We start from the raw sequence: 26,307 nt of genomic DNA, 5'->3' as shown, positions 1-26,307 counted from the left end.
CCATTCTCCATTACGATCGCACCCATGCCAAAATACAAGCTAAGCAAAGTAAGCTTATAATCGTTACTGTATCGCTTGTTTTCCAGCGTAGTTGCCTAAATTTAGTACGTCCTTCGCCACTTTGATATCCACGAGCCTCCATAGCAATTGCTAAGTCCTCAGCACGCTTAAAAGCACTGATAAATAGAGGAACCAGTAGTGAGATAATAGCTTTCATCCTATCTTTTATCGGTCCTCCTGCGAAATCAATACCACGTGACGATTGTGCTTTCATTATTTTACTCGTTTCATCCATTAATGTCGGAATAAAACGAAGAGAAATTGACATCATTAATGCGATTTCATGAACAGGAACTTTTATACGCTTCAACGGCTTTAATAACGTCTCCAAACCATCTGTAATCTCAATAGGTGTCGTCGTTAACGTTAATAATGTCGTCATTAAAATAATAACGAAGAATCGTATAGAAATGTATATTCCTTGCTCTAATCCTTTTTCATGTATTGAAAACCAACCAAGCTGGAATAGTACTTCCCCTTCTTTATTTGTAAAAATATGCAGGAAAAATGTAAAAAGAAAAATCCATAGAATTGGTTTTAAGCCCGAAAGTACATAACGAATCGGCACTTTTGCAAAAAATAAAGCAATGAGTGCATATAAAAATAAAAATCCATATGAAATCGCATTATTTGCTAAGAAAACAACAAATACATATAAAAAGACAATCAGCAGCTTCGTACGTGGATCAAGTTGATGAATAAGAGAATCCCCTGGAATATACCTTCCAATAATCAACTGCTGCATGATTCATGACCACCTTTTCGTAACACCTGCACAACTTCATGAGTAAGATCCTCTAAAGATAAGGTAGCCTTTGGGATTGAAATGCCAAACTTCTCTTCAATTGCACGTTTATACTTTAAAGACATAGGAAGATCCACGCCAATTTTCTCTAGCTCATCAGCATGTGAAAATACTTCCTCTGCACTTCCTTGCAAAAAGACCGTTCCTTTATGCATGACTACAATCTGCTCGGCATACTTAGCAGCATCCTCCATATTATGTGTTACTAGGATAACTGTAAGACCTTTTTCCTTATGTAGCTTATAAAACATCTCCATAAGTTCATTCTGCCCTTTTGGATCTAGTCCTGCTGTAGGTTCATCTAATACAAGCACTTCGGGTTCCATCGCCAATACGCCCGCTATCGCAACACGCCTCATCTGTCCACCACTTAGCTCAAACGGTGAACGTGTTAACAGTTCTGGTTCTAACCCTACAAGTTCAATTGCCTCTCTTGCCTTTTGCTTCGCTTCTTCTACAGATACCCCAAAATTAGTAGGGCCGAAACAAATATCTTTCTCCACAGTCTCTTCAAACAACTGATGTTCTGGGAATTGAAAGACAACCCCTACCTTTTTACGTAGTGGCTTTAGCTTTTTTTCTTTCTTTCCTGCCGAAATGAAATGTTCACCAATTTGAACTGTGCCATTTGTCGGCTGCAATAAACCATTTAAATGTTGAATCATCGTCGACTTACCTGAACCAGTATGACCGATAATGGCATAATAGCCCCCACTTGGAAACGACACGTCTACATCATAAAGTGCGCGTCTTTCAAATGGAGTTTTATATTGATAACGATGTTCTACTTTTTGGAATGTAATCTCCAAAGTTCGTTCACCAAGCTTTCCATTGTAAGATGCGTATTTTGCAAGAGAATTTCATTTCTTTTTAATAATTCTGCTATTTTCACTGAAAATGGTACATCTAATCCAATTTCCTGGAGCATATGAGAGGATTTGAAAATTTGCTCTGGAGTCCCTTCCTCTAATATTTCTCCCTTATTTAAAATAATAACACGGTCTGATTGTGCTGCTTCTTCTAAATCGTGCGTAATTGATAACACGGTAATACCTTTTTGATTAACAAGTTGTCTAACCGTTTCTACTACTTCACGTCTTCCTTGAGGATCTAGCATTGACGTTGCTTCATCTAATATCAAGATAGATGGCTGAAGTGCTAAAACGCCTGCTATTGCCACTCGCTGCTTTTGCCCACCAGATAACGAATGAGGTTCATCATTAAGAAAATCTTCCATACGGACAAGTTTGAGGGCCTGATCTAATCTTTCTACCATTTGCTCTCTTGGCATTCCGATATTCTCTAGGCCAAAAACAACATCGTCTTGCACTGTCGTACCAACAAATTGATTGTCTGGATTTTGAAATACCATCCCAATTTGTTTTCGAACATCCCATACCGTTTCCTCTGATAAAACCATTGTATCATTTACTGTAATAGTCCCTGCTTCCGGCAAAAACAAACCATTCAATAATTTTGCAAGTGTAGACTTCCCTGAACCGTTTTGTCCAATAATAGATACCCATTCTCCCTCATACAAAGAAAATGAAACATCTTTTAATGCATAAGTGGCTGCCCCAGGATATTGAAATGATATATTTTCTGTCCGAAGTTTCTCTTTTTTCAATACAAGGCACCCTTTCCTTCGCCAAGTTAGCCTATTTTTATATTTAAAAAAAAGGGCCATGACCAGTTTCTTGAAAAGAACTGTCCTGCCCTTTTAATTATCATTATACTAACTCGATAATTACCATTGGTGCTGCGTCTCCGCGACGTGGACCAATTTTTGCAATACGAGTGTATCCGCCTTGGCGCTCAGCATAGCGTGGAGCTACATCAGCGAATAATTTTTGAAGTGCATCTTGACCAGTCTCAGCGTTAGCTACTTCATTGCGAATGAAAGCTGCTGCTTGACGACGAGCGTGAAGATCTCCGCGTTTACCTAAAGTGATCATTTTTTCCACTACAGAACGAAGTTCTTTTGCACGAGTTTCTGTCGTTTGGATGCGCTCGTTGATAATTAAATCAGTAGCTAAATCACGTAACATAGCTTTACGTTGCGCACTTGTACGGCCTAATTTTCTGTATGCCATTCGTAGTTCCCTCCTTTGTTGATGGGTTTAAATCCTCAGTCGTCTTTACGTAAACCTAAACCTAATTCCTCAAGTTTATGTTTAACTTCTTCTAAGGATTTACGTCCTAAGTTACGAACTTTCATCATATCTTCTTCTGTTTTGTTCGCAAGCTCTTGTACAGTATTAATTCCTGCACGTTTAAGGCAATTATAAGAACGAACAGAAAGATCTAGTTCCTCGATAGTCATCTCAAGAACTTTCTCTTTTTGATCTTCTTCCTTCTCGACCATAATCTCAGCATTTTGTGCTTCATCAGTTAAACCAACAAAGATATTTAAATGCTCAGTTAAGATTTTGGCACCTAAAGAGATAGCTTCTTTTGGCCCGATGCTTCCATCCGTCCATACATCAAGCGTAAGCTTATCATAATTAGCCACTTGTCCGACACGTGTCTTTTCCACTTGGTAAGTCACACGTGATACTGGAGTATAAATAGAATCAATAGGAATTACTCCTATTGGTTGATCTTCGCTTTTATTTGCATCAGCTGGCGTATACCCACGGCCACGCTTTGCAGTTAAACGCATGCGGAAATGCGCATTTTTTGCTAACGTTGCAATGTGTAAATCTGGATTTAAGATTTCTACATCACTATCGTGAGTAATATCAGCAGCTGTGACAATACCTTCGCCCTGCACATCAATTTCCAACGTCTTCTCTTCTTCAGAGTAGATTTTAAGAGCTAACTTTTTCAAGTTTAAGATGATCGTCGTAACGTCTTCTACTACGCCCTCAACTGTTGAAAATTCATGTAATACGCCATCGATTTGGATAGCAGTAACAGCGGCACCAGGGAGTGAGGATAAAAGAATACGACGTAAGGAGTTACCCAAAGTAGTACCATATCCACGCTCAAGCGGTTCAATTACGAATTTACCATATTTAGCATCTTCGTTAAGTTCAACCGTTTCGATTTTCGGCTTTTCGATTTCAATCATTAACTAAACCCTCCTTCAAAACGTCGAAACCCCGGTTAAACAAAGGGATACCCCCTGTCTAACCGAAAGTCCCCCTTAGGCAGTTCCCGATTGTGCACAACAAGCGATGTTTCTGTACGAAATTTCTCGATAATGCATCATATCCATTATAGACAAAAGGGAAAATTCTATACAGAAAAATTACACACGACGACGTTTTGGTGGACGACATCCATTATGAGGAACTGGAGTAACATCTCTAATTGCTGTTACTTCTAGACCTGCAGCTTGAAGAGCACGAATTGCAGCTTCACGACCAGCACCAGGACCTTTAACAGTAACCTCTAAAGTTTTTAAACCGTGTTCCATTGCAACTTTAGCAGCAGCTTCAGCAGCCATTTGCGCAGCGAATGGAGTAGACTTACGAGATCCACGGAAACCAAGTGCACCAGCACTAGACCAAGAAAGTGCGTTACCATGAGTATCTGTAAGTGTTACGATTGTGTTGTTGAAAGTAGAACGAATATGAGCTATACCAGCTTCAATATTCTTTTTCACACGTTTTTTACGAGTGTTTGTTTTACGTGCCATTGTTAGTTCAACCTCCTTTACTTATTATTTCTTTTTATTTGCTACTGTACGACGTGGACCTTTACGTGTACGAGCATTGTTTTTAGAGTTTTGACCACGAACTGGTAAACCACGACGGTGACGAAGACCACGGTAAGAACCGATCTCCATTAGACGTTTAATGTTAAGAGATACTTCACGACGAAGGTCTCCCTCAACTTTAATACGATCGATGATATCACGGATACGTCCTAGTTCGTCTTCCGTTAAATCACGAACTCGTGTTTCTGAAGAAATACCAGCTTCAGTAAGAATTTTTTCAGCAGTTGTGCGACCAATGCCGAATACGTAAGTTAAAGAAATAACAACGCGTTTGTCTCGAGGAATATCTACACCTGCGATACGTGCCATTCTGAATGCACCTCCTTCTGATTAACCTTGTTTTTGTTTATGTTTAGGGTTTTCACAAATAACCATTACTTTTCCACGTCTACGAATAACTTTACATTTTTCGCAGATTGGTTTAACTGACGGTCTTACTTTCATGTCTCGAACCTCCTTAAAGATTACGGAGTGCTATATTATTTAAAACGGTACGTAATACGACCACGATTTAAATCGTACGGAGATAATTCTACCGTAACTTTGTCTCCTGGTAAAATACGAATGAAATTCATACGGATTTTACCAGAAACGTGAGCCAATACGACATGCCCATTCTCTAATTCTACTTTGAACATAGCATTTGGCAACGTTTCAAGAACGGTACCTTCGACTTCAATTACATCATCTTTAGCCATTCAATAGTTCTCCCTTCTTCAAATCAGTAACATTTTACACTGCTCTGAAATCCCGGAGAGCCAGCTACTTATAAAGTGGTAAGGATTTCGTATCCTGCTTCTGTAAGAGCAATCGTGTGCTCAAAATGGGCACACCATTTACCATCTACCGTTACCACTGTCCAGTCATCAGATAGTGTTTTTACATATCGTCTTCCTTGATTCACCATCGGCTCAACACAGATGACCATTCCCGGCTTTAATCTAGGGCCTCTATTTGGTGGACCATAGTGCGGGATTTGAGGGTCCTCATGTAAGTCTTGCCCGATTCCGTGACCAACATACTCCCTAACGATCGAGAACCCATTCTCTTCAGCATGGGTTTGAACCGCATGTGAGATATTTGATAATCTTTCGCCTGGTTTTACTTGTTCTAGACCAAGATACAACGATTTTTCTGTGACATCAAGTAGCTTTTGAACAGATTCAGAAATGCTTCCAACTGGATACGTCCATGCAGAATCGCCATGGTACCCATTGTATTTCGCACCAATATCGATACTGATGATATCGCCCTCTTTGAGCTTGCGCTTCCCTGGAATTCCGTGTACAAGCTCTTCATTTACAGAAGCACAAATGCTCCCCGGAAATCCGTTGTATCCTTTAAAAGATGGCGTAGCACCATATTTTTGAATCGTCTTTTCCGCTATTTGATCGAGCTCTTTCGTTGTAATTCCTGGAGTAATGTGCTGTTTTAACTCTTGATGAGTTAAAGCAACGATCCTGCCAGCTTCTCGCATGATTTCTATCTCGCGAGGAGTTTTGCAGATTATCATTACGCTAAGCCTCCGATGAGAACATCGATATCAGCAAATACTTTATTGATATCTTGCTCACCATTAATGCTTTGTAGGTAACCAAGCTCCTCGTAGAAATCAAGCAAAGGTTTTGTTTGCTTAATATTTACATCTAAACGATTTGCTACAGTTTCTTCATTGTCATCAGAGCGTTGATATAATTCGCCACCACATTTATCACACACGTCAGCTTTTGCTGGCGCATTGAATTCTAAGTGGTAAGTCGCACCGCACTCTTTACAAATGCGACGGCCTGTAAGGCGTTTTAATAACAACCCTGAATCCACATTAATGTTTAAAACATAGTCGATTTTTTTGCCAAGATCTTTCATAATCTCTTCAAGAGCTGATGCTTGTGCAACAGTTCGTGGGAAACCGTCTAGTAAGAAACCTCTTACGCAGTCTTCTTGACTTAAACGTTCACGAACGATTCCGATTGTAACTTCATCTGGAACAAGTGCACCTTTATCAATAAAAGATTTTGCTTGTAAACCCATTTCAGTTTCAGCCTTCATAGCTGCACGGAACATATCTCCTGTTGAAATGTGAGGGATGTTATACTTGGCAACAATCTGTTCGGCTTGTGTACCTTTACCAGCACCAGGAAGCCCCATTAAAATTAAGTTCATCCTTGTTCCCCCTCAGAGTACATGAGCATGTAGGGAAGACAATTCTTCCCACTTACTCACTGCTTGATAAACCCTTTGTAATGGCGTTTTACCAGTTGGCTTTCTAGCTGCTTCATTGTTTCTAAAGCAACGCCGACAACGATTAACATACTCGTTCCACCAATCTGTGCAGATGGAGGAAGATTTCCCAGTTTCGTAAAGATAACTGGTAAGATTGCAATCGCTGCTAGGAAAATTGATCCTACAAAGGTCAAACGATACAAGATTTTTGTTAGATATTGTTCCGTATTCTTACCCGGACGAATACCTGGAACATATCCACCTTGTTTGTTTAGATTCTCTGACATTTGCTCTGGATTAACCTGAACAAACGCATAGAAATATGTGAAGGCTACAATGAGCGCAACATATATGATCATTCCCACTGGGTGAGAATAGTTAAAGTTTGCAATGATCCACTGCGATACATCATGATTCGGGAAGAACTGTGCAATAGTTGGAGGCGTAATTAAGAATGAAACAGCAAAAATGACTGGAATAACACCCGCACTATTTACCTTAAGCGGTAAATGTGTGTTTTGTGCTCCAGCATGATTCCCATTCCCTCCTGTTACACGCTTCGCATATTGAATTGGGATCTTTCTAACAGCCTGTTGAATGAAAATAACACCAACAATAACCGCTAGCACAGCTAGTAAGATCAATGCAACTTTAACGATACTCATGAACAATTGATCTCCGATATTTTGAAACTGTTGTTGATACACTTGAGATATAACACTTGGGATCGCTGCGGCAATACCTCCAAAGATAAGGATGGAAATACCATTACCTACACCTTTAGATGTAATCTGTTCGCCTAACCACATTAAAAATGCAGTACCAGCAGTCAGTACCGTAGCAATGTATAAATAAGTGCTCCAACCAGGATTCAAAATTAATTGCCCACCTACCATACCGTTAAAACCGATTGACATACCAAACCCCTGAATAAACGCAAGAACAATTGTAAAGTAACGCGTAAATTGCGTTAGTTTACGACGGCCCATTTCACCTTGCTTCGACCATTCCGAAAATTTAGGAACAACATCCATCTGCAATAATTGCACGATGATGGATGCTGTAATATACGGCATGATTCCCATCGCGAAGATGGAGAAGTTTTTCAAGGCGCCACCGCCAAATGTATTTAGAATACCTAAGGCATTTAATTGATCTTGTGCTTTCAGTACGTCTCCATTTGTAAATGGCACTGGGATAAACGTGCCAATCCTGAATACGATTAACATCGCTAAAGTGAATAATATTTTACGTCTTATCTCAGCAACGCGCATAAAGTTGGAGATTGTACGAAACATTAGATCACCTCAACTGATCCGCCAGCTGCTTCAATTGCTTCTTTAGCACTTGAAGAGAACTTGTGCGCTTTAACAGTTAGTTTTTTCTCTACTGCGCCGCTTGCAAGAATTTTAACACCGTCGTTTAACTTGCTGATAACGCCAGTTTCCAGCAATAATTCAGGTGTTACTTCTGTACCATCTTCAAAACGATTTAACGTTGTTAAGTTTACAATAGCAAACTCTTTACGGTTAATGTTTGTGAAGCCGCGTTTTGGTAAACGACGGAATAATGGAGTTTGACCACCTTCGAAGCCAAGACGAACACCGCCACCAGAACGTGCGTTTTGTCCTTTATGACCTTTACCAGCAGTTTTACCGTTACCAGAACCGATACCACGACCGACACGGTTACGTACTTTACGAGAACCTTCTGCAGGTTTTAATTCATGAAGTTTCATTCCCAGGCACCTCCTTATATTAATGAGTTATCCTTAAGCTTCTTTTACAGTTATAAGGTGAGAAACTTTGTTGATCATACCAAGAATAGCAGGAGTTTCTTCCTTAACTACAGTTGAATTCAACTTTTTAAGACCTAAAGCTTCTACCGTCGCACGTTGATCTTGTGGACGACCAATTACACTACGAGTGAGGGTAATTTCTAACTTTTTCGCCATTTGTTTTCCCTCCTTAACCTAGTAGCTCTTCTACAGATTTACCGCGTAATTTTGCAACATCTTCAGCGCGCTTAAGTTCGCTTAATCCGTTCACAGTAGCGCGAATCATGTTGATTGGTGTGTTAGAACCAAGAGATTTCGAAAGAATATCTTGTACACCAGCTAATTCAAGTACCGCACGAACAGGTCCACCAGCAATAACACCAGTACCTTCAGCAGCAGGTTTTAAGAATACTTCACCAGCTCCAAAGTGACCGTTGATTGTGTGTGGAATTGTTGTACCAACTAATGGTACAGCGATTAAGTTTTTCTTAGCGTCTTCGATAGCTTTGCGGATTGCGTCTGGTACCTCTTGTGCTTTACCAGTACCGAATCCAACATGACCGTTTTTATCGCCAACTACAACTAGTGCAGCAAAGCGGAAACGACGACCACCCTTAACAACTTTCGCGACACGATTTATCGTAACTACACGTTCTTCAAGTTCTAATTTACTTGGGTCAATGCGATGCATCAATTTTCCCTCCTTTGACCATTAAAATTGTAATCCAGCCTCACGAGCAGCTTCAGCTAGAGCTTTAACACGGCCATGGTATAAGTAACCACCGCGATCGAATACTACTTCTTTAACGCCTTTCTCTACAGCACGCTTAGCAACTGATTCTCCTACTTTCGTAGCAGCTTCAGTATTGCTAGTACCGTTAAGAGCAAGGTCTTTATCAAGAGTAGATGCACTTACTAACGTTACACCATTCACATCATCAATAACTTGAGCGTAAATATGTTGGTTAGAACGGAACACGTTTAAACGTGGACGCTCTGCAGTACCAGTAAGTTTAGCACGTACACGTGCATGTCTTTTCTTACGAGTCGCATTTTTATCAGCTTTAGTGATCATTTTCTTGTCACTCCTTTCTCTCACCTAACGGGTTTACTTAGCAGTTTTACCTTCTTTACGACGAACAACTTCGCCTTCGTAACGAATACCTTTACCTTTATATGGCTCAGGAGCACGTACAGCACGGATGTTAGCAGCAAATTCGCCAACACGTTGCTTGTCGATACCTTTGATTACGATTTTAGTTGGTGCAGGTACTTCAACTTCAATACCTGCTTCCGGAGTCATTTCTACTGGATGAGAATAACCTACGCTTAATACAAGTTTATCACCTTGTTTTTGAGCACGGTAACCTACACCGACTAATTCAAGTCCGCGTGCGAAACCTGCAGTTACACCTTCAACCATGTTTCCGATTAAAGCACGAGTTGTACCGTGTAATGCACGGTGGTCCTTCTGTTCAGATGGACGTTCAACTGTTAATGTATTCTCTTCAATTTTGATAAGCATATCAGCATTGAAAGTACGAGTTAATTCACCTTTAGGGCCTTTTACTGTTACAGTATTGTCTTCTGCAACTGTGATAGTAACACCTGCAGGGATTTCAAGAATCTTTTTACCAATACGAGACATGTGGTCACACCTCCGTTCGTTTTAAATATATATTACCAAACGTATGCTACTACTTCTCCACCAGTTTGTAATTGACGAGCGTCTTTGTCTGTCATTACTCCCTTAGATGTAGAAACAAGAGCGATACCTAATCCGTTAAGTACACGTGGTACTTCATCAGCTTTAGCGTAAACGCGTAAGCCAGGTTTACTGATACGTTTTAATCCAGTGATTACACGTTCATTGTTTGCACCATATTTCAGGAAAATACGAAGGATACCTTGTTTGTTATCCTCGATGTATTCTACATCACGAATGAAACCTTCACGTTTTAAAAGTTCAGCGATCTCTTTTTTGATTTTAGAAGCAGGAACCTCTAATTTCTCATGACGTACCATGTTCGCATTACGGATGCGAGTAAGCATGTCTGCAATTGGATCTGTCATCACCATGTGTTTTACCTCCTTCCCATTTGTGGGTTTTACCAACTAGCTTTTTTAACACCAGGAATTTGACCTTTATATGCAAGTTCACGGAAACAAATACGGCAAAGCTTAAATTTGCGGTATACAGAATGCGGACGACCGCAGCGTTCGCAACGTGTATACTCTTGTACTTTAAACTTAGGAGTACGCTTTTGTTTCGCTATCATAGATTTTTTAGCCACGTTTTCGCCTCCTCTACTTAGCGTTGGCTTCCATTATTTTTGGAATGGCATACCGAATTGTGTTAAAAGTTCACGAGCTTCTTCATCAGTTTTCGCTGTAGTAACGATTACGATGTCCATACCGCGGACTTTGCTTACTTTATCATAATCGATCTCAGGGAAGATAAGTTGCTCTTTAACACCTAATGTGTAGTTCCCACGACCATCGAATGATTTCTTAGAAACACCACGGAAATCACGTACACGTGGTAAAGAAACTGATACTAATTTATCGAAGAACTCATACATTTGCTCGCCGCGTAAAGTTACTTTCGCACCGATTGGCATACCTTCACGAAGACGGAAACCAGCGATTGATTTTTTAGCACGAGTTACAACAGGCTTTTGACCTGCGATTTGTGTTAATTCTTCTACTGCATTGTCTAAAGCTTTTGAGTTAGATACCGCGTCACCAACACCAGTGTTGATTACGATCTTTTCGATTTTCGGTACTTCCATCACAGATTTATAGTTAAACTTGCTCACTAGAGCAGGAGTAATTTCCTTTTGGAACTTCTCTTTAAGGCGATTCAATGAAGTGACCTCCTTTCTTAAGAAAATTATTTATCTAATAATTCACCAGATTTTTTTGCAATACGAACTTTTTTACCATCTTCTACTTTGAAGCCTACGCGAGTAGGTTCACCTGTTTTAGGATCTAAAACCATAACGTTAGAAACGTGAATAGGTGCTTCTTTAGTAATAATTCCACCTTGTGGATTTAATTGAGATGGCTTAGAGTGTTTTTTAACGATGTTAACACCCTCAACGATAACACGGTTTTGCTTTGGGAAAGCCACAAGGATAACGCCTTGTTTTCCTTTGTCTTTACCAGTGATTACCTGTACTTTATCACCTTTTTTTACATGCATCTTAATTCTGCACCTCCTTAGCAAGGCAATACCTTAAATTATAGAACTTCTGGAGCTAAAGAAACGATCTTCATGAAGTTGCTATCACGTAATTCACGAGCTACTGGTCCGAAGATACGAGTACCACGTGGGCTCTTATCGTCTTTAATGATAACCGCTGCGTTTTCATCAAATTTGATGTAAGAACCGTCCGGACGACGAGCTCCGCTCTTCGTACGTACTACTACTGCTTTAACAACGTCACCTTTTTTAACAACGCCACCTGGTGTTGCTTGTTTTACCGTAGCAACGATAATATCACCGATGTTAGCATATTTACGACCAGAGCCGCCTAATACTTTAATTGTTAAAAGTTCACGTGCACCAGAGTTGTCAGCAACTTTCAAACGAGATTCTTGTTGGATCATCTTATGAAACCTCCCTTCGGACTAAAAATTCCGATTCATCTATTTAGATAATAACCGCTTCTTCAACGATTTCAACTAAACGGAAACGCTTAGTAGCAGAAAGCGGGCGAGTTTCCATGATTTTAACGATATCGCCAAGTTTCGCTTGGTTTTGCTCATCATGGGCTTTGTACTTCTTAGAATACTTAACACGCTTTCCGTACAAGGAATGAGTTTTGTAAGTTTCAACTAAAACTGTAATCGTTTTGTCCATTTTGTCAGACACAACACGACCAGTATAAACTTTGCGTTGGTTACGTTCGCTCACTATGCAAACCTCCCCTCAATTTATCGATTAATTCCGATCTCTCTTTCACGAACTACAGTTTTCATACGAGCAATTGCTTTACGCACTTCACGAATGCGAGTTGGATTCTCTAATTGTCCTGTAGCAAGTTGGAAGCGAAGATTGAACAATTCTTCCTTTAAAGCTTTAACTTTTGTTTCGATTTCGGCAGTGGTTAATTCACGAATATCATTAGTTTTCATTAGATTCACCACCATTTTCTTCACGTTTTACGAATTTACATTTCACAGGTAACTTGTGAGCTGCAAGACGTAATGCTTCGCGTGCTACCTCTTCAGATACACCCGCGATTTCGAACATAATTTTCCCAGGTTTTACTACTGCTACCCAGCCTTCTGGTGCCCCTTTACCGGAACCCATACGTACTTCTAGAGGTTTTGCAGTGTAAGGTTTAGAAGGGAAAATTTTAATCCATACTTTACCGCCACGTTTCATGTAACGAGTCATTGCACGACGAGCAGCTTCGATTTGACGGTTTGTAATCCATGAAGCAGCTTGTGCTTGTAGACCGAATTCACCGAAAGCAATTTCAGTTCCACCTTTTGCACGACCACGCATTTTACCACGATGCTCTCTACGATATTTTACGCGTTTTGGCATTAACATATTATTTTCCTCCTTCCTCAGAAGCTTTCTTTTTTGTAGGAAGGACTTCTCCACGGTAGATCCATACTTTTACGCCTAATTTACCGTATGTTGTATCAGCTTCAACTGCTGCATAGTCAATATCAGCGCGAAGTGTATGAAGTGGAACAGTTCCTTCACTGTAAGATTCTGCACGAGCGATATCAGCTCCGCCAAGACGACCAGAAACCTGTGTTTTAATACCTTTAGCACCTGCACGCATAGCACGTTGAATAACTTGCTTTTGTGCACGACGGAATGATACACGGTTTTCTAATTGACGAGCAATGTTTTCGCCTACTAATTTAGCGTTAAGATCAGCTCTCTTAACTTCTAAAATGTTGATGTGTACACGCTTGCCTGTTAATTGGTTAAGAGCTTTACGAAGTGCTTCAACTTCAGTACCACCTTTACCAATTACCATACCAGGTTTTGCAGTGTGAATTGTAACATTTACACGATTTGCTGCACGTTCGATTTCTACTTTAGCAACAGCAGAATCTTTTAAGCGTACAGTAATGTACTCACGGATTTTGATGTCTTCATGTAATAATGTAGCATAATCTTTCTCTGCGAACCAACGAGATTCCCAGTCACGGATAACGCCGACACGAAGACCAATTGGATTAACCTTTTGACCCATCGATTATCCCTCCTTCTTTTCTGATACCACAACTGTGATGTGGCTTGTGCGTTTGTTAATTTGGCTTGCACGACCCATTGCACGTGGACGGAAACGTTTCAACGTTGGACCTTCGTCAACGAAAACTTTTTCAACAACTAGGTTGTTAATATCCATCTCATAATTGTGCTCTGCATTTGCGATTGCAGATTTTAAAACTTTCTCTACAACTGGAGAAGCAGTTTTTGGTGTGTGGTTAAGGATAGCAATCGCTTCACCCACTTGCTTACCTCGGATTAAGTCTACTACTAAACGAACTTTACGAGGAGCAATACGAACTGTTCTCGCTACTGCTTTAGCTTGCATTGAAGTGCCTCCTCTCATTATCTTCTAGTTTTCTTATCGTCAGCAAGGTGACCTTTATACGTACGAGTTGGTGCGAATTCACCTAACTTATGGCCAACCATATCCTCAGTGATGTACACAGGTACGTGTTTACGACCATCATATACAGCGATTGTGTGTCCGATGAACTGAGGGAAGATTGTTGAACGGCGAGACCAAGTTTTAACAACTTGTTTTTGCTCAGATGCAACTAATTTTTCCATTTTGCTCATTAAGTGATCATCGACAAATGGTCCTTTTTTTAAGCTACGAGCCATTTTGGTGCCTCCCTTCGTGATTGGCGTACGGTTCTAGAAATGAACCGTACTACAATCCCATTATTTTTTACGACGACGAACGATGAATTTGTCAGACGCTTTGTTTTTCTTACGAGTCTTGAATCCAAGAGTTGGTTTACCCCATGGAGACATTGGAGACTTACGTCCGATTGGAGAACGTCCTTCACCACCACCGTGTGGGTGATCAACTGGGTTCATTACAGAACCACGAACTGTTGGGCGTTTACCTAACCAGCGAGAGCGACCTGCTTTACCGATCTTGATAAGTTCGTGTTGTTCGTTACCTACTTGACCGATTGAAGCGCGACAAGCAGATAATACAAGACGTACTTCACCAGAAGTTAAACGTACAAGTACGTATTTACCTTCTTTACCAAGTACTTGAGCAGATGTACCAGCAGAACGAACTAATTGTCCGCCACGACCAGGCTTAAGCTCGATGTTATGAACAACAGTACCTACTGGAATGTTGATTAATGGTAATGCGTTACCGATTTTGATGTCAGCTTCTGGGCCAGACATAACTTCCATACCTACTTCTAAGTTCTTAGGAGCAAGAATGTAACGTTTTTCACCGTCAACGTAGTTAATTAATGCGATATTCGCAGAGCGGTTTGGATCGTATTCGATCGTAGCAACGCGTCCTGGAATTCCATCTTTGTTACGCTTAAAGTCGATGATACGGTATTGACGCTTATGTCCGCCACCTTGATGACGTACAGTAATTTTACCTTGGTTATTACGACCAGCCTTCTTGCTTAAAGGAGCAAGTAATGACTTTTCTGGTCTGTCAGTCGTGATTTCAGCGAAATCATTCGTAGTCATATTACGACGACCGTTAGTAGTTGGATTATACTTTTTAATTCCCATCTCAATTTCCCTCCTTCTTTAGTAAGAATTAAACGCCTTGGAAGATTTCGATTTCTTTGCTGTCAGCAGTTAGCTTAACGATTGCTTTACGACGACGGCTAGTAAAACCAGCGTGACGACCAACGCGTTTTGCTTTCGGCTTGTAGTTCATGATGTTCACTTTTTCTACTTTAACACCAAAGATCGCTTCAAGAGCATCTTTAACTTCTGTTTTATTAGATTTAACGTCCACATCGAACGTGTATTTTTTTTCAGCCATCATTTCCATAGAACGTTCAGTGATAACTGGGCGCTTAATGATATCACGAGGATCTCTCATTATGCAAGCACCTCCTCTACTTTTTCCACTGCCGCTTTTGTCATGATTAGCTTATCATGATGAAGCACGTCTAAAACGTTTACGCCATCAGCAGTGATTACTGTTACTCCAGGGATATTGCGAGCAGATAACTCTACAGATTCGTTTGCATCAGCAGTTACGATAAGAGCTTTCTTCTCAACAGTTAATCCTTTAAGTACTGCTAGCATGTCTTTTGTTTTTGGTGCATTTAACACTAGGTCTTCAAGAACTACAATGTTGTTCTCAACTACTTTAGTAGCTAATGCAGATTTGATTGCTAAACGACGAACCTTCTTAGGAAGTTTGTACGCATAGCTTCTTGGTGTAGGTCCGAATACCGTACCACCACCACGCCATTGAGGAGAGCGGATAGACCCTTGACGAGCACGTCCAGTTCCTTTTTGACGCCATGGTTTACGACCACCACCACGAACTTCAGAACGAGTTTTTACTTTGTGTGTACCTTGACGTAAAGATGCACGTTGCATCATTACAGCTTCGAAAAGTACAGCTTCATTTGGTTCGATACCGAAAATAGCTTCAGCTAATTCGATTTCACCAACCTGTGAACCAGTTTGGTTATATACAGTAACTTTTGGCATTGGAATTCCTCCTTCCTATGTGAATTATTTGCTAACCTTCACAGCGCCTTGAACAACTACAAGAGATTTCTTAGCACCTGGAACGTTACCTTTTACTAGTAATAAGTTGCGCTCAGTGTCAACTTGAACGATTTCTAAGTTTTGGATAGTAACTTGGTCTCCACCCATACGTCCAGCAAGTTTTTTACCTTTGAATACACGGTTCGGAGCAACTGGGCCCATTGAACCTGGACGACGGTGATAGCGAGAACCATGAGACATAGGTCCGCGAGATTGTCCGTGGCGTTTGATAACACCTTGGAAACCTTTACCTTTAGAAATTCCTGTTACGTCAACGATTTCACCTGCAGCGAAAACTTCAACTTTTACCTCTTGACCAACCTCTAATCCGTCCACGTCTGCATCGCGGATTTCGCGAATGAAGCGCTTAGGAGTTGTAGATGCTTTAGCAGTGTGGCCTTGTTCAGGTTTGTTAGTTAACTTTTCACGTTTATCTTCAAATCCTAACTGGATTGCATTGTAGCCATCAGTTTCAGTTGTTTTCTTTTGAAGAACAACGTTTGGATTAGCAGCGATAACTGTTACTGGGATTAACTCACCGTTCTCAGCAAATACTTGAGTCATACCGATCTTTCTTCCTAAGATTCCTTTGGTCATGAGTTACACCTCCTACATTTTTAAGTTATATGAATTATAGTTTGATTTCGATATCTACACCAGACGGTAAGTCTAAACGCATTAATGAATCTACTGTTTGTGGAGTAGGACTCACGATATCGATTAAACGTTTGTGTGTGCGCATTTCGAATTGCTCACGAGAATCTTTGTACTTATGAACAGCACGAAGAATTGTGTAAATAGTCTTCTCAGTTGGTAATGGGATCGGACCAGAAACTGTTGCCCCAGAACGCTTAGCTGTTTCTACAATTTTCTCAGCTGATTGATCAAGAATACGGTGATCATAAGCTTTTAAACGGATACGAATTTTTTCTTTTGCCATTATTTTCCCTCCTTCGTTCGCCTATTTCTAAAATAGACCTTCTCCATGGAAATTTCCCCACACCATGCCATGGCAAAGCGGCCGGGTGTGTCAGCAACCTTCCACTTCATCGCAGTCAAAGACCAACATTGTCTATTATACAATGTTATTCGTCTAGATGCAAGCATCTTTTTGTTTGCATCTGCTTTTCTCTACTTTTGCTATTATACATGGCACTTTAAAGAATTTCAAGTTTTCATCTAACAGAATTCATTTTACAGTTTCTGGATTTTAGTTTTATTGATTTCATATTACTATAGAAGAAACTCGTCAAAACATAAAAATAAAATTTCATTCATTATATAACTACAAACAAAAAACCCAAGGGAAGATCCCTTGGGTTTTTTTATATCAGTTAAGATTACTCAACGATAGTTGCAACTACACCGTAACCTACTGTACGTCCACCTTCACGAATAGAGAATTTAGTTCCCTCTTCGATAGCGATTGGAGCGATAAGTTCGATAGTCATTTCGATGTTGTCACCAGGCATTACCATTTCAGTACCTTCTGGTAATTGGATGATACCAGTTACGTCAGTTGTACGGAAGTAGAACTGAGGACGGTAGTTAGCGAAGAATGGAGTGTGACGTCCACCTTCTTCTTTAGATAATACGAAAACTTCAGCTTTGAATTTAGCGTGAGCTTTTACAGAGCCAGTTTTAGCAAGAACTTGTCCACGTTGGATATCTTCACGAGCAACCCCACGAAGTAAAGCACCGATGTTGTCTCCAGCTTGAGCTTGGTCAAGAAGTTTACGGAACATCTCTACACCAGTTACAGTTGTAGAAGCATTTTCTTCAGCAAGACCGATGATTTCTACTACGTCACCAACTTTAACGATTCCGCGCTCTACACGACCAGTTGCAACTGTACCACGACCTGTGATAGAGAATACATCCTCGATAGGCATTAAGAATGGTTTGTCAGTTTCACGTTCTGGAGTTGGGATGTAAGCATCAACTTCAGTCATTAATTCAATGATTTTTGCTTCCCAATCAGCTTCTCCTTGAAGAGCTTTAAGAGCAGAACCTTTGATTACAGGAATGTCGTCGCCTGGGAATCCGTATTCAGATAATAGGTCGCGAACTTCCATTTCTACTAATTCTAATAATTCTTCGTCGTCTACCATGTCGCATTTGTTTAAGAATACAACGATGTAAGGAACACCTACTTGACGAGAAAGAAGGATGTGCTCACGTGTTTGAGGCATTGGGCCATCAGCAGCAGATACTACTAAGATACCGCCGTCCATTTGAGCAGCACCAGTGATCATGTTTTTAACATAGTCAGCGTGACCTGGGCAGTCAACGTGTGCATAGTGACGAGTTTCAGTTTCGTACTCAACGTGTGCAGTTGAGATTGTGATTCCGCGCTCTCTTTCTTCTGGAGCAGCGTCGATTTGATCGTATCCGCGTGCTTCAGCACCACCAGCTTTTGCAAGAACTGTAGTGATCGCAGCAGTTAATGTAGTTTTACCATGGTCAACGTGGCCGATTGTACCGATGTTAACATGGGGTTTAGAACGTTCGAATTTAGCTTTAGCCATTCTAAATTCCTCCTTAGTTTATATAGGTTATTTTATATTTAGGCTAGAAAGTGAAACTTGCGTCCCACTTTCTAAGCTTACATAAGTAGTTATACGTGAAGAATCGATAAAAATCAATTATTCACCTTTATTTTTTTTGATAATTTCTTCAGAAACAGACTTCGGTACTTCTTCATAATGATCAAATGTCATTGAGAATGTTCCGCGTCCTTGAGTGTTAGAACGTAATGCTGTCGCATAACCGAACATTTCAGAAAGTGGAACCATAGCGCGAACAACTTGTGCGTTACCGCGAGCTTCCATACCTTCTACACGTCCACGACGAGACGTTACGTCACCCATGATGTCTCCCATGTATTCTTCAGGAATTACAACTTCAACTTTCATCATTGGCTCAAGAATTACTGGGTTACATTTAGAAACCGCAGCTTTAAGTGCCATAGATGCAGCGATTTTGAACGCCATCTCAGATGAATCGACATCATGGTAAGAACCGTCAACTAATGCTGCTTTAATGTCAACTAGTGGGTAACCAGCTAGTACACCATTTTTAAGTGAGTCTTCAAGACCCGCTCCAACAGCTGGGATGTATTCACGTGGAACTACACCGCCGACGATTTTGTTTTCGAATTCAAATCCTTTACCTTCTTCGTTAGGCGCAAACTCAATCCAAACGTGACCGAATTGTCCACGTCCACCAGATTGACGAGCGAACTTACCTTCAACTTTCGCAGCAGCGCGGAAAGTTTCACGGTATGCTACCTGAGGAGCACCAACGTTTGCTTCGACTTTGAATTCACGACGCATACGGTCAACGATGATATCAAGGTGAAGTTCACCCATACCAGCGATGATAGTTTGGCCAGTTTCTTGGTCAGTGTGAGCACGGAATGTTGGATCTTCTTCAGAAAGCTTAGATAATGCTGTACCCATTTTATCTTGGTCAGCTTTAGATTTTGGTTCGATAGCTACAGAGATAACTGGCTCTGGGAATTCCATAGACTCAAGGATAACAAGGCTCTTCTCGTCACAAAGAGTATCACCAGTAGTAGTATCTTTTAAACCTACAGCAGCAGCGATATCACCAGCGTAAACTGTTGAAATCTCTTCACGGCTGTTAGCGTGCATTTGTAGGATACGACCTACACGCTCACGCTTACCTTTAGTTGAGTTTTTCACGTATGATCCAGAGTTTAACACACCAGAGTACACACGGAAGAACGTTAACTTACCAACATAAGGGTCAGTCATGATTTTGAATGCTAAAGCTGCGAATGGTTCTTCATCGCTAGACTTACGTTCGATTTCTTCATCTGTATCCGGAAGAGTACCTTTAATAGCAGGTACATCTAATGGAGATGGTAGGTAGTCGATAACTGCGTCTAACAGAATTTGAACACCTTTGTTTTTGAATGCAGAACCACAGATTACTGGGAAGAATTCTACAGAAGTTGTAGCCTTACGGATACCAGCTTTAAGCTCTTCTACAGTGATTTCTTCACCTTCTAGGTACTTCATCATCATTTCTTCATCAAGCTCAGCTACCGCTTCAATAAGTTTTCCACGGTATTCTTCAGCTAATTCTTTGTGCTCTTCAGGAATTTCAACACGTTGAATGTCTGTTCCTAAATCGTTACCGTACATGTAAGCACATTCTTCAACAAGGTCAATGATACCATTGAACTCATCTTCAGCACCGATTGGTAACTGAATTGGGTGTGCGTTTGCTTGTAAACGATCGTGGATTGTTCCTACAGAGTATAAGAAATCCGCACCGATTTTATCCATTTTGTTAACGAATACGATACGAGGTACGCCGTAAGTAGTAGCCTGACGCCAAACAGTTTCTGTTTGTGGTTCTACACCAGATTGTGCATCAAGTACTGCTACCGCACCATCAAGTACGCGTAAAGAACGTTCTACTTCTACTGTGAAGTCTACGTGTCCTGGAGTGTCAATGATGTTTACACGGTGACCTTTCCATTGAGCTGTAGTTGCAGCAGAAGTAATTGTGATACCACGCTCTTGCTCTTGCTCCATCCAGTCCATCTGAGATGCACCTTCATGAGTTTCACCGATTTTATGAATACGTCCTGTGTAATACAGAATACGCTCAGTTGCTGTTGTTTTACCAGCATCGATGTGAGCCATGATACCAATATTACGAGTGTTTTCTAAAGAGAACTCTCTTGTCATTTGGTGTCTTGCTCCTTCCATATATGGATTGGATTTTTTTATTTTAAGTAGCAAAAAAGCCACTTTATATTGTTACACATGTCAGTATGTCCAGTACCCTCATTATGTAAAACGAGCGCCCAACGAAAGGGAGAGGCATTCTCCCTCTCCACACTTCCATAAGCGACAAATAAAGCGGTTTATGCTTACATTTATTTTACGTTGAATCCTACCAACGGTAATGAGCAAATGCTTTGTTAGCTTCTGCCATTTTATGAGTGTCTTCACGTTTCTTAACAGATGCACCAGCGTTGTTAGCTGCATCTAAGATTTCGTAAGCTAGACGCTCTTCCATAGTTTTTTCACCACGAAGACGAGCATAGTTTACTAACCAGCGAAGACCTAAAGTTGTACGGCGTTCTGGACGAACCTCAACTGGAACTTGGTAGTTAGCACCACCAACACGACGAGCACGTACTTCAAGAACAGGCATGATGTTCTTAAGAGCTTGCTCGAATACTTCCATAGGGTCTTTCTCTGAACGTTCACGAACGATATCGAAAGCGTTATAAAGAATTGTTTGAGATTTACCTTTTTTACCGTCAACCATCATTTTGTTGATAAGGCGTGTTACTAGCTTAGATTTGTACATTGGATCTGGTAACACGTCACGTTTCGCAACAGGTCCTTTACGAGGCATATTGAGTTCCTCCTTTCATTTTAAAGTTATTATTTTTTAGCAGGTTTTGGTCGCTTAGTACCATATTTAGAACGTCCTTGCATACGTTTGTCAACACCAGCAGTATCAAGCGCACCACGAACGATGTGGTAACGTACCCCTGGTAAATCCTTTACTCGACCACCGCGAATTAATACTACGCTATGCTCTTGTAGGTTATGACCGATACCTGGGATGTAAGCTGTAACTTCAATACCATTTGTTAAACGTACACGAGCGTATTTACGTAACGCTGAGTTCGGTTTCTTCGGAGTCATTGTACCAACACGAGTACATACACCACGTTTTTGAGGTGCAGAGATATCAGTTGATTTTTTCTTTAAAGAGTTAAAACCTTTGTTTAACGCAGGTGATTTAGACTTCCATACTTTATCAGTACGACCATTTCTCACTAATTGGTTAATAGTAGGCATTTGATTATCCTCCCTTCGCATGTTTGTATGACCACATATCCAGGTGGTTCATTATTAGTTGAAAACAAAGTTTTTGCAAGGGAGAGCAAATGCTCTCTCCTCACAAAAACAGTTTTAACTTATTATTCCTATTGCTGAAGCTCCCACTTGAATCCCCGAAACTTTTCCAAGCTTACGAACTGATTCAACTTTGTTTATGGGTATGTTATGTTGCAAGGCAGTACGAATGATCATATGGGTTAACCGCATATCAGCATCTTCCGCAATAACAACTTCTTTAACTATACCATTTTTGATTGCCTCCAATGTGCGTTTATGACCAACGACTACATTTTCAGCATTTGACACTTTTTGATAAGACATATAAATATCCTCCAAAGCATCGTTCAGGAGCAACCTTGATTATAGTAACATTTTGCTTCATACAATGTCAACTAGGATTAGCTGTTTTTATACAAAATTTACGACGGAAAATTTTACTGTTCCACATAAACTTCATCGTTTTCTACATTCATGTCACCTTGAGTTGTTTTTACAAGGTCCACTTTGCGATAACGATTCATACCTGTTCCAGCAGGAACAAGTTTACCGATAATAACATTTTCTTTCAATCCTAGAAGTTCATCGCGTTTACCCTTAATTGCTGCATCAGTTAAGACACGTGTCGTTTCTTGGAACGATGCTGCAGATAAGAATGAATCAGTTTCAAGCGAAGCTTTTGTAATACCAAGTAGAACAGGTCTAGCTGTTGCTGGTTGTTTACCTTTCAGTAACACCTTCGCATTCGCATCAGTAAACTGATGGATATCTAGTAATGTTCCTGGTAATACATCTGTTTCACCCGCATCACTTACACGAACTTTACGTAACATTTGACGTACCATTACTTCTACGTGTTTGTCGCCAATTTCTACCCCTTGCATACGGTATACTTTTTGAACTTCACGTAATAAGTATTCTTGAACCGCCGTAATGTCCGTTACTTTTAGTAATTCTTTCGGATCAATAGAACCTTCTGTTAACTCTTTACCGTGGCTAATTGGCTGTCCTGGAGTTACTTTCAGACGCGCACCGTAAGGAATAGCATACGTACGAGCTTCAACTTCACCCTGTACAACTACTTCTTGGCGATCTTTAACATCGTTGATCGCTGCGATAACACCATCGATTTCACTGATAACTGCCTGACCTTTCGGATTACGAGCTTCGAAGATCTCTTGGATACGAGGTAAACCTTGAGTGATATCATCTCCGGCAACCCCACCTGTATGGAACGTACGCATCGTTAACTGTGTACCTGGCTCACCGATAGATTGAGCTGCGATAATACCTACCGCTTCTCCTACTTCTACGTCTGTACCAGTTGCTAAGTTACGACCGTAACACTTCTTACATACACCGTGGCGAGTGTTACACGTGAACGCTGAACGAATGTTTACAGTTTCAACACCCGAATTTTCAACGATATGAGCGATATCTTCAGTGATTAGTTGGTTTTCACTAACTAATACTTCACCTGTTTCAGGATGTTTTACAGTTTTTCTTGCAAAACGTCCAACAAGACGATCATATAATGACTCAATTACTTCATTACCCTCTTTAATCGCACCAATTAATAGACCACGATCTGTTCCACAATCATCTTCACGGACAATTACATCTTGCGCAACGTCTACAAGACGACGTGTTAAGTAACCAGAATCGGCAGTTTTAAGTGCTGTATCGGCAAGACCTTTACGCGCACCATGCGTAGAGATGAAGTACTCAAGTACTGTTAAACCTTCACGGAAACTTGATTTAATTGGAAGTTCGATAATACGACCAGATGGATTGGCCATCAGACCACGCATACCAGCAAGCTGAGTAAAGTTCGATGCGTTACCACGGGCACCGGAATCACTCATCATGAAGATTGGATTGCGTTTATTCAAGGATTTCATCAGTTTTCCTTGGATAACATCTTTTGCATTACTCCAAATAGAGATAACGCGATCGTAACGTTCTTCTTCTGTGATCAAACCGCGACGGAATTGTTTAATTACATTATCTACTTTTGCTTGTGCTTCATGGAGAATTTCATCTTTTTCGCCTAATACAAGAATGTCAGATACCCCAACTGTAATACCAGCTTTTGTAGAGTACTTAAATCCTAAGTTTTTCATGCGGTCAAGCATACGAGATGTTTCCGTAATTTGGAAACGTTTGAATACTTCCGCAATGATGTTACCAAGGATCTTCTTGCTAAATGGCGCCACTTCTTCGCGACTAGCAATAATTTCTTTAATGTTCGCACCTTTTTCAACGAAATACTCCGCTGGTGTTTCTTTTTCAAGGTTTGAGTTTGTCGGTTCATTAATATAAGGGAACGACTCTGGTAAGATTTCGTTAAATATTAATTTACCAACTGTTGTTAATAGAAGCTTACCTTTTTGCTCTTCAGTAAATGTTACGTTATTTACTGAACTTGCAGCAACTGCAACACGTGTGTGCAGATGTACATATCCATTTTGGTATGCAAGTATTGCTTCGTTTGCATCTTTGAAGACCATACCTTCACCGATTGCGCCTTCACGCTCAAGAGTTAAGTAGTAGTTACCTAATACCATATCCTGAGATGGAGTAACAACTGGTTTTCCGTCTTTTGGATTCAAGATGTTTTGCGCCGCTAACATAAGAATACGAGCTTCTGCTTGTGCCTCTGATGATAACGGAACGTGAACCGCCATTTGGTCACCGTCAAAGTCCGCGTTGTATGCAGTACATACAAGTGGGTGAAGACGAATTGCACGACCTTCTACTAATGTAGGTTCAAACGCCTGGATACCAAGACGGTGAAGTGTTGGTGCGCGGTTTAGAAGTACTGGATGCTCTTTGATCACAGATTCTAAAACGTCCCAAACTTCAGGTTGTACACGCTCGATTTTACGTTTAGCACTCTTAATGTTGTGTGCTAAACCTTTTCCAACTAACTCTTTCATAACGAAAGGCTTAAACAATTCAAGCGCCATTTCTTTCGGTAATCCACATTGGTACATCTTTAAGTTCGGTCCTACAACGATTACAGAACGGCCAGAGTAGTCAACACGTTTACCTAATAAGTTTTGACGGAAACGTCCTTGTTTACCTTTAAGCATGTGAGATAGTGATTTTAATGGACGGTTACCCGGTCCAGTAACTGGACGGCCACGGCGACCATTATCGATTAATGCGTCTACAGCTTCTTGTAACATACGTTTTTCGTTTTGAACGATGATGCTTGGTGCACCTAAGTCCAATAGACGTTTTAAACGATTGTTACGGTTAATTACACGACGGTATAAGTCGTTTAAGTCAGAAGTAGCAAAACGTCCACCATCCAACTGTACCATTGGGCGTAGTTCTGGTGGGATAACTGGAAGAACATCTAGGATCATCCAAGATGGGTGATTTCCAGAGTTACGGAATGCTTCTAATACTTCTAGACGTTTAATAGCACGAGTACGGCGTTGTCCTTGTGCTGTTTTTAATTCTTCTTTTAAGAAGTCTACTTCTTTATCTAAATCGATGTCTTGTAGTAGCTTTTTAATCGCTTCTGCACCCATAGCAGCTTGGAATGTGCTACCATATCGATCACGATATGCACGGTATTCTTTTTCAGAAAGTAATTGCTTCTTATCAAGTGGTGTATCTCCACTTTCTGTTACAACATAAGAAGCGAAATAAATTACTTCTTCAAGCGCGCGAGGGGACATGTCTAAGACAAGTCCCATGCGGCTCGGGATACCTTTGAAATACCAAATATGAGATACAGGAGCAGCTAATTCGATATGACCCATACGTTCACGACGAACTTTTGCACGCGTTACTTCAACGCCACATCGATCACAAACTACACCTTTATAACGTACACGTTTGTATTTTCCGCAATGACATTCCCAGTCCTTTTGTGGTCCGAAAATACGCTCACAGAACAAGCCATCTTTTTCAGGCTTTAACGTACGATAGTTAATTGTTTCTGGTTTCTTAACTTCACCGTATGACCAAGAACGAATCTTGTCAGGTGAAGCAAGTCCAATCTTCATATATTCAAAGTTATTTACATCTATCAAGGGGCCTACCTCCCTT

General features: G+C 40.6%; 39 protein-coding genes. All 39 read right to left on the bottom strand.

Translation table 11 applies throughout. The features are described 5' to 3' along the window. Positions 1 to 10 precede the first annotated feature (10 nt). Entirely contained in the window at positions 11 to 805 is a 795-nt protein-coding gene (locus tag FOT98_RS25725) for an energy-coupling factor transporter transmembrane component T family protein (protein WP_061678369.1), read from the bottom strand. Then, positions 793 to 1,674: an energy-coupling factor ABC transporter ATP-binding protein gene (locus FOT98_RS25720; protein WP_000406519.1), complete on the bottom strand. Its 882-nt coding sequence runs from the start codon at positions 1,672 to 1,674 to the stop codon at positions 793 to 795. The genes FOT98_RS25725 and FOT98_RS25720 overlap by 13 nt, the downstream gene beginning before the upstream one ends. After that, positions 1,650 to 2,492, bottom strand: a complete 843-nt coding sequence (locus FOT98_RS25715; RefSeq protein WP_063260922.1) for an energy-coupling factor ABC transporter ATP-binding protein — start codon at positions 2,490 to 2,492, stop codon at positions 1,650 to 1,652. The genes FOT98_RS25720 and FOT98_RS25715 overlap by 25 nt, the downstream gene beginning before the upstream one ends. Positions 2,493 to 2,595: 103 nt before the next feature. Further along, positions 2,596 to 2,958, bottom strand: coding sequence for a 50S ribosomal protein L17 (gene rplQ / locus FOT98_RS25710; RefSeq protein ID WP_000331490.1), 363 nt, complete (start codon positions 2,956 to 2,958; stop codon positions 2,596 to 2,598). Between the two features lie 35 nt (positions 2,959 to 2,993). Further along, on the bottom strand, positions 2,994 to 3,938 hold the full coding sequence (locus tag FOT98_RS25705; protein ID WP_000569644.1) for a DNA-directed RNA polymerase subunit alpha: 945 nt from the start codon (positions 3,936 to 3,938) through the stop codon (positions 2,994 to 2,996). Positions 3,939 to 4,118: 180 nt separating this feature from the next. Continuing rightward, entirely contained in the window at positions 4,119 to 4,508 is a 390-nt protein-coding gene (gene rpsK, locus FOT98_RS25700) for a 30S ribosomal protein S11 (protein ID WP_000101797.1), read from the bottom strand. A gap of 24 nt (positions 4,509 to 4,532) precedes the next feature. Continuing rightward, on the bottom strand, positions 4,533 to 4,898 hold the full coding sequence (gene rpsM / locus FOT98_RS25695) for a 30S ribosomal protein S13 (protein WP_000090790.1): 366 nt from the start codon (positions 4,896 to 4,898) through the stop codon (positions 4,533 to 4,535). A gap of 21 nt (positions 4,899 to 4,919) precedes the next feature. Beyond that, complete coding sequence (rpmJ, locus tag FOT98_RS25690; RefSeq protein WP_000868344.1) at positions 4,920 to 5,033, bottom strand: 50S ribosomal protein L36; 114 nt, start codon at positions 5,031 to 5,033, stop codon at positions 4,920 to 4,922. Between the two features lie 35 nt (positions 5,034 to 5,068). Further along, positions 5,069 to 5,287, bottom strand: coding sequence for a translation initiation factor IF-1 (infA, locus tag FOT98_RS25685; RefSeq protein WP_001029884.1), 219 nt, complete (start codon positions 5,285 to 5,287; stop codon positions 5,069 to 5,071). A 68-nt stretch (positions 5,288 to 5,355) separates the two neighbouring features. Then, entirely contained in the window at positions 5,356 to 6,102 is a 747-nt protein-coding gene (gene map, locus FOT98_RS25680; RefSeq protein ID WP_000582541.1) for a type I methionyl aminopeptidase, read from the bottom strand. Next, the gene (locus tag FOT98_RS25675) at positions 6,102 to 6,752 is read right to left on the bottom strand and encodes an adenylate kinase (protein WP_001048992.1); all 651 of its coding nucleotides are present in this window, start codon (positions 6,750 to 6,752) and stop codon (positions 6,102 to 6,104) included. Before FOT98_RS25675 ends, map begins: the two co-directional genes overlap by 1 nt. Before the next feature lie 56 nt (positions 6,753 to 6,808). Continuing rightward, positions 6,809 to 8,110, bottom strand: coding sequence for a preprotein translocase subunit SecY (gene secY, locus FOT98_RS25670; RefSeq protein WP_000490122.1), 1,302 nt, complete (start codon positions 8,108 to 8,110; stop codon positions 6,809 to 6,811). Beyond that, positions 8,110 to 8,550: a 50S ribosomal protein L15 gene (gene rplO / locus FOT98_RS25665; RefSeq protein WP_000766082.1), complete on the bottom strand. Its 441-nt coding sequence runs from the start codon at positions 8,548 to 8,550 to the stop codon at positions 8,110 to 8,112. The genes secY and rplO overlap by 1 nt, the downstream gene beginning before the upstream one ends. Before the next feature lie 33 nt (positions 8,551 to 8,583). Further along, the gene (gene rpmD / locus FOT98_RS25660) at positions 8,584 to 8,766 is read right to left on the bottom strand and encodes a 50S ribosomal protein L30 (protein WP_001085231.1); all 183 of its coding nucleotides are present in this window, start codon (positions 8,764 to 8,766) and stop codon (positions 8,584 to 8,586) included. Positions 8,767 to 8,779: 13 nt separating this feature from the next. Then, the gene (gene rpsE / locus FOT98_RS25655) at positions 8,780 to 9,280 is read right to left on the bottom strand and encodes a 30S ribosomal protein S5 (protein WP_000554646.1); all 501 of its coding nucleotides are present in this window, start codon (positions 9,278 to 9,280) and stop codon (positions 8,780 to 8,782) included. Positions 9,281 to 9,301: 21 nt separating this feature from the next. After that, positions 9,302 to 9,664 (bottom strand): 50S ribosomal protein L18, encoded by a 363-nt coding sequence (rplR, locus tag FOT98_RS25650; RefSeq protein WP_000628818.1) that lies wholly within the window; start codon positions 9,662 to 9,664, stop codon positions 9,302 to 9,304. A gap of 33 nt (positions 9,665 to 9,697) precedes the next feature. Continuing rightward, positions 9,698 to 10,237, bottom strand: a complete 540-nt coding sequence (rplF, locus tag FOT98_RS25645) for a 50S ribosomal protein L6 (protein ID WP_061678371.1) — start codon at positions 10,235 to 10,237, stop codon at positions 9,698 to 9,700. 32 nt (positions 10,238 to 10,269) lie between these two features. After that, positions 10,270 to 10,668, bottom strand: a complete 399-nt coding sequence (gene rpsH / locus FOT98_RS25640; RefSeq protein ID WP_000245511.1) for a 30S ribosomal protein S8 — start codon at positions 10,666 to 10,668, stop codon at positions 10,270 to 10,272. Positions 10,669 to 10,697: 29 nt separating this feature from the next. Continuing rightward, a complete protein-coding gene (gene rpsN / locus FOT98_RS25635) occupies positions 10,698 to 10,883 on the bottom strand; it encodes a 30S ribosomal protein S14 (RefSeq protein ID WP_001085700.1) in 186 nt (61 codons plus the stop codon). Between the two features lie 33 nt (positions 10,884 to 10,916). Next, positions 10,917 to 11,456, bottom strand: coding sequence for a 50S ribosomal protein L5 (gene rplE / locus FOT98_RS25630; RefSeq protein ID WP_001080829.1), 540 nt, complete (start codon positions 11,454 to 11,456; stop codon positions 10,917 to 10,919). 26 nt (positions 11,457 to 11,482) lie between these two features. Beyond that, positions 11,483 to 11,794 (bottom strand): 50S ribosomal protein L24, encoded by a 312-nt coding sequence (gene rplX, locus FOT98_RS25625; RefSeq protein WP_000558201.1) that lies wholly within the window; start codon positions 11,792 to 11,794, stop codon positions 11,483 to 11,485. Positions 11,795 to 11,832: 38 nt separating this feature from the next. Next, entirely contained in the window at positions 11,833 to 12,201 is a 369-nt protein-coding gene (gene rplN, locus FOT98_RS25620) for a 50S ribosomal protein L14 (RefSeq protein ID WP_000615912.1), read from the bottom strand. Between the two features lie 43 nt (positions 12,202 to 12,244). Continuing rightward, positions 12,245 to 12,508, bottom strand: a complete 264-nt coding sequence (rpsQ, locus tag FOT98_RS25615; RefSeq protein ID WP_000004106.1) for a 30S ribosomal protein S17 — start codon at positions 12,506 to 12,508, stop codon at positions 12,245 to 12,247. A 20-nt stretch (positions 12,509 to 12,528) separates the two neighbouring features. Then, a complete protein-coding gene (gene rpmC / locus FOT98_RS25610; protein ID WP_000855718.1) occupies positions 12,529 to 12,729 on the bottom strand; it encodes a 50S ribosomal protein L29 in 201 nt (66 codons plus the stop codon). Continuing rightward, a complete protein-coding gene (gene rplP / locus FOT98_RS25605; RefSeq protein WP_000928969.1) occupies positions 12,719 to 13,153 on the bottom strand; it encodes a 50S ribosomal protein L16 in 435 nt (144 codons plus the stop codon). The genes rpmC and rplP overlap by 11 nt, the downstream gene beginning before the upstream one ends. Before the next feature lies 1 nt (position 13,154). Continuing rightward, positions 13,155 to 13,814, bottom strand: coding sequence for a 30S ribosomal protein S3 (rpsC, locus tag FOT98_RS25600; protein ID WP_000529958.1), 660 nt, complete (start codon positions 13,812 to 13,814; stop codon positions 13,155 to 13,157). Between the two features lie 3 nt (positions 13,815 to 13,817). Continuing rightward, complete coding sequence (rplV, locus tag FOT98_RS25595) at positions 13,818 to 14,159, bottom strand: 50S ribosomal protein L22 (RefSeq protein ID WP_001148024.1); 342 nt, start codon at positions 14,157 to 14,159, stop codon at positions 13,818 to 13,820. A gap of 17 nt (positions 14,160 to 14,176) precedes the next feature. Beyond that, on the bottom strand, positions 14,177 to 14,455 hold the full coding sequence (rpsS, locus tag FOT98_RS25590; protein WP_000124454.1) for a 30S ribosomal protein S19: 279 nt from the start codon (positions 14,453 to 14,455) through the stop codon (positions 14,177 to 14,179). A 60-nt stretch (positions 14,456 to 14,515) separates the two neighbouring features. After that, complete coding sequence (rplB, locus tag FOT98_RS25585) at positions 14,516 to 15,346, bottom strand: 50S ribosomal protein L2 (protein ID WP_000511582.1); 831 nt, start codon at positions 15,344 to 15,346, stop codon at positions 14,516 to 14,518. 28 nt (positions 15,347 to 15,374) lie between these two features. After that, complete coding sequence (gene rplW, locus FOT98_RS25580) at positions 15,375 to 15,665, bottom strand: 50S ribosomal protein L23 (protein ID WP_001205558.1); 291 nt, start codon at positions 15,663 to 15,665, stop codon at positions 15,375 to 15,377. Beyond that, positions 15,665 to 16,288: a 50S ribosomal protein L4 gene (gene rplD / locus FOT98_RS25575; protein WP_001127258.1), complete on the bottom strand. Its 624-nt coding sequence runs from the start codon at positions 16,286 to 16,288 to the stop codon at positions 15,665 to 15,667. The genes rplW and rplD overlap by 1 nt, the downstream gene beginning before the upstream one ends. A 24-nt stretch (positions 16,289 to 16,312) precedes the next feature. Further along, positions 16,313 to 16,945, bottom strand: a complete 633-nt coding sequence (rplC, locus tag FOT98_RS25570) for a 50S ribosomal protein L3 (protein WP_000160209.1) — start codon at positions 16,943 to 16,945, stop codon at positions 16,313 to 16,315. A gap of 34 nt (positions 16,946 to 16,979) precedes the next feature. Continuing rightward, positions 16,980 to 17,288 (bottom strand): 30S ribosomal protein S10, encoded by a 309-nt coding sequence (gene rpsJ, locus FOT98_RS25565; protein ID WP_001040595.1) that lies wholly within the window; start codon positions 17,286 to 17,288, stop codon positions 16,980 to 16,982. Between the two features lie 400 nt (positions 17,289 to 17,688). Further along, entirely contained in the window at positions 17,689 to 18,876 is a 1,188-nt protein-coding gene (tuf, locus tag FOT98_RS25555; protein ID WP_001029617.1) for an elongation factor Tu, read from the bottom strand. Positions 18,877 to 18,993: 117 nt separating this feature from the next. Next, entirely contained in the window at positions 18,994 to 21,072 is a 2,079-nt protein-coding gene (gene fusA, locus FOT98_RS25550) for an elongation factor G (protein ID WP_061678372.1), read from the bottom strand. A 208-nt stretch (positions 21,073 to 21,280) separates the two neighbouring features. Continuing rightward, positions 21,281 to 21,751 (bottom strand): 30S ribosomal protein S7, encoded by a 471-nt coding sequence (gene rpsG / locus FOT98_RS25545; protein ID WP_001137490.1) that lies wholly within the window; start codon positions 21,749 to 21,751, stop codon positions 21,281 to 21,283. Positions 21,752 to 21,780: 29 nt separating this feature from the next. Beyond that, positions 21,781 to 22,203 (bottom strand): 30S ribosomal protein S12, encoded by a 423-nt coding sequence (rpsL, locus tag FOT98_RS25540; protein ID WP_001142341.1) that lies wholly within the window; start codon positions 22,201 to 22,203, stop codon positions 21,781 to 21,783. Positions 22,204 to 22,317: 114 nt separating this feature from the next. Beyond that, complete coding sequence (locus tag FOT98_RS25535; protein WP_061678373.1) at positions 22,318 to 22,566, bottom strand: ribosomal L7Ae/L30e/S12e/Gadd45 family protein; 249 nt, start codon at positions 22,564 to 22,566, stop codon at positions 22,318 to 22,320. A 113-nt stretch (positions 22,567 to 22,679) separates the two neighbouring features. Continuing rightward, on the bottom strand, positions 22,680 to 26,291 hold the full coding sequence (gene rpoC, locus FOT98_RS25530) for a DNA-directed RNA polymerase subunit beta' (protein ID WP_000567949.1): 3,612 nt from the start codon (positions 26,289 to 26,291) through the stop codon (positions 22,680 to 22,682). Between the last annotated feature and the right edge of the window lie 16 nt (positions 26,292 to 26,307).

This window comes from Bacillus sp. HY001 (assembly GCF_007558965.1).
GTDB lineage: Bacteria > Bacillota > Bacilli > Bacillales > Bacillaceae_G > Bacillus_A > Bacillus_A mobilis.
Note: the sequence above shows the minus strand (reverse complement) of the source record. Positions and strands in the feature narration are given on the sequence as shown.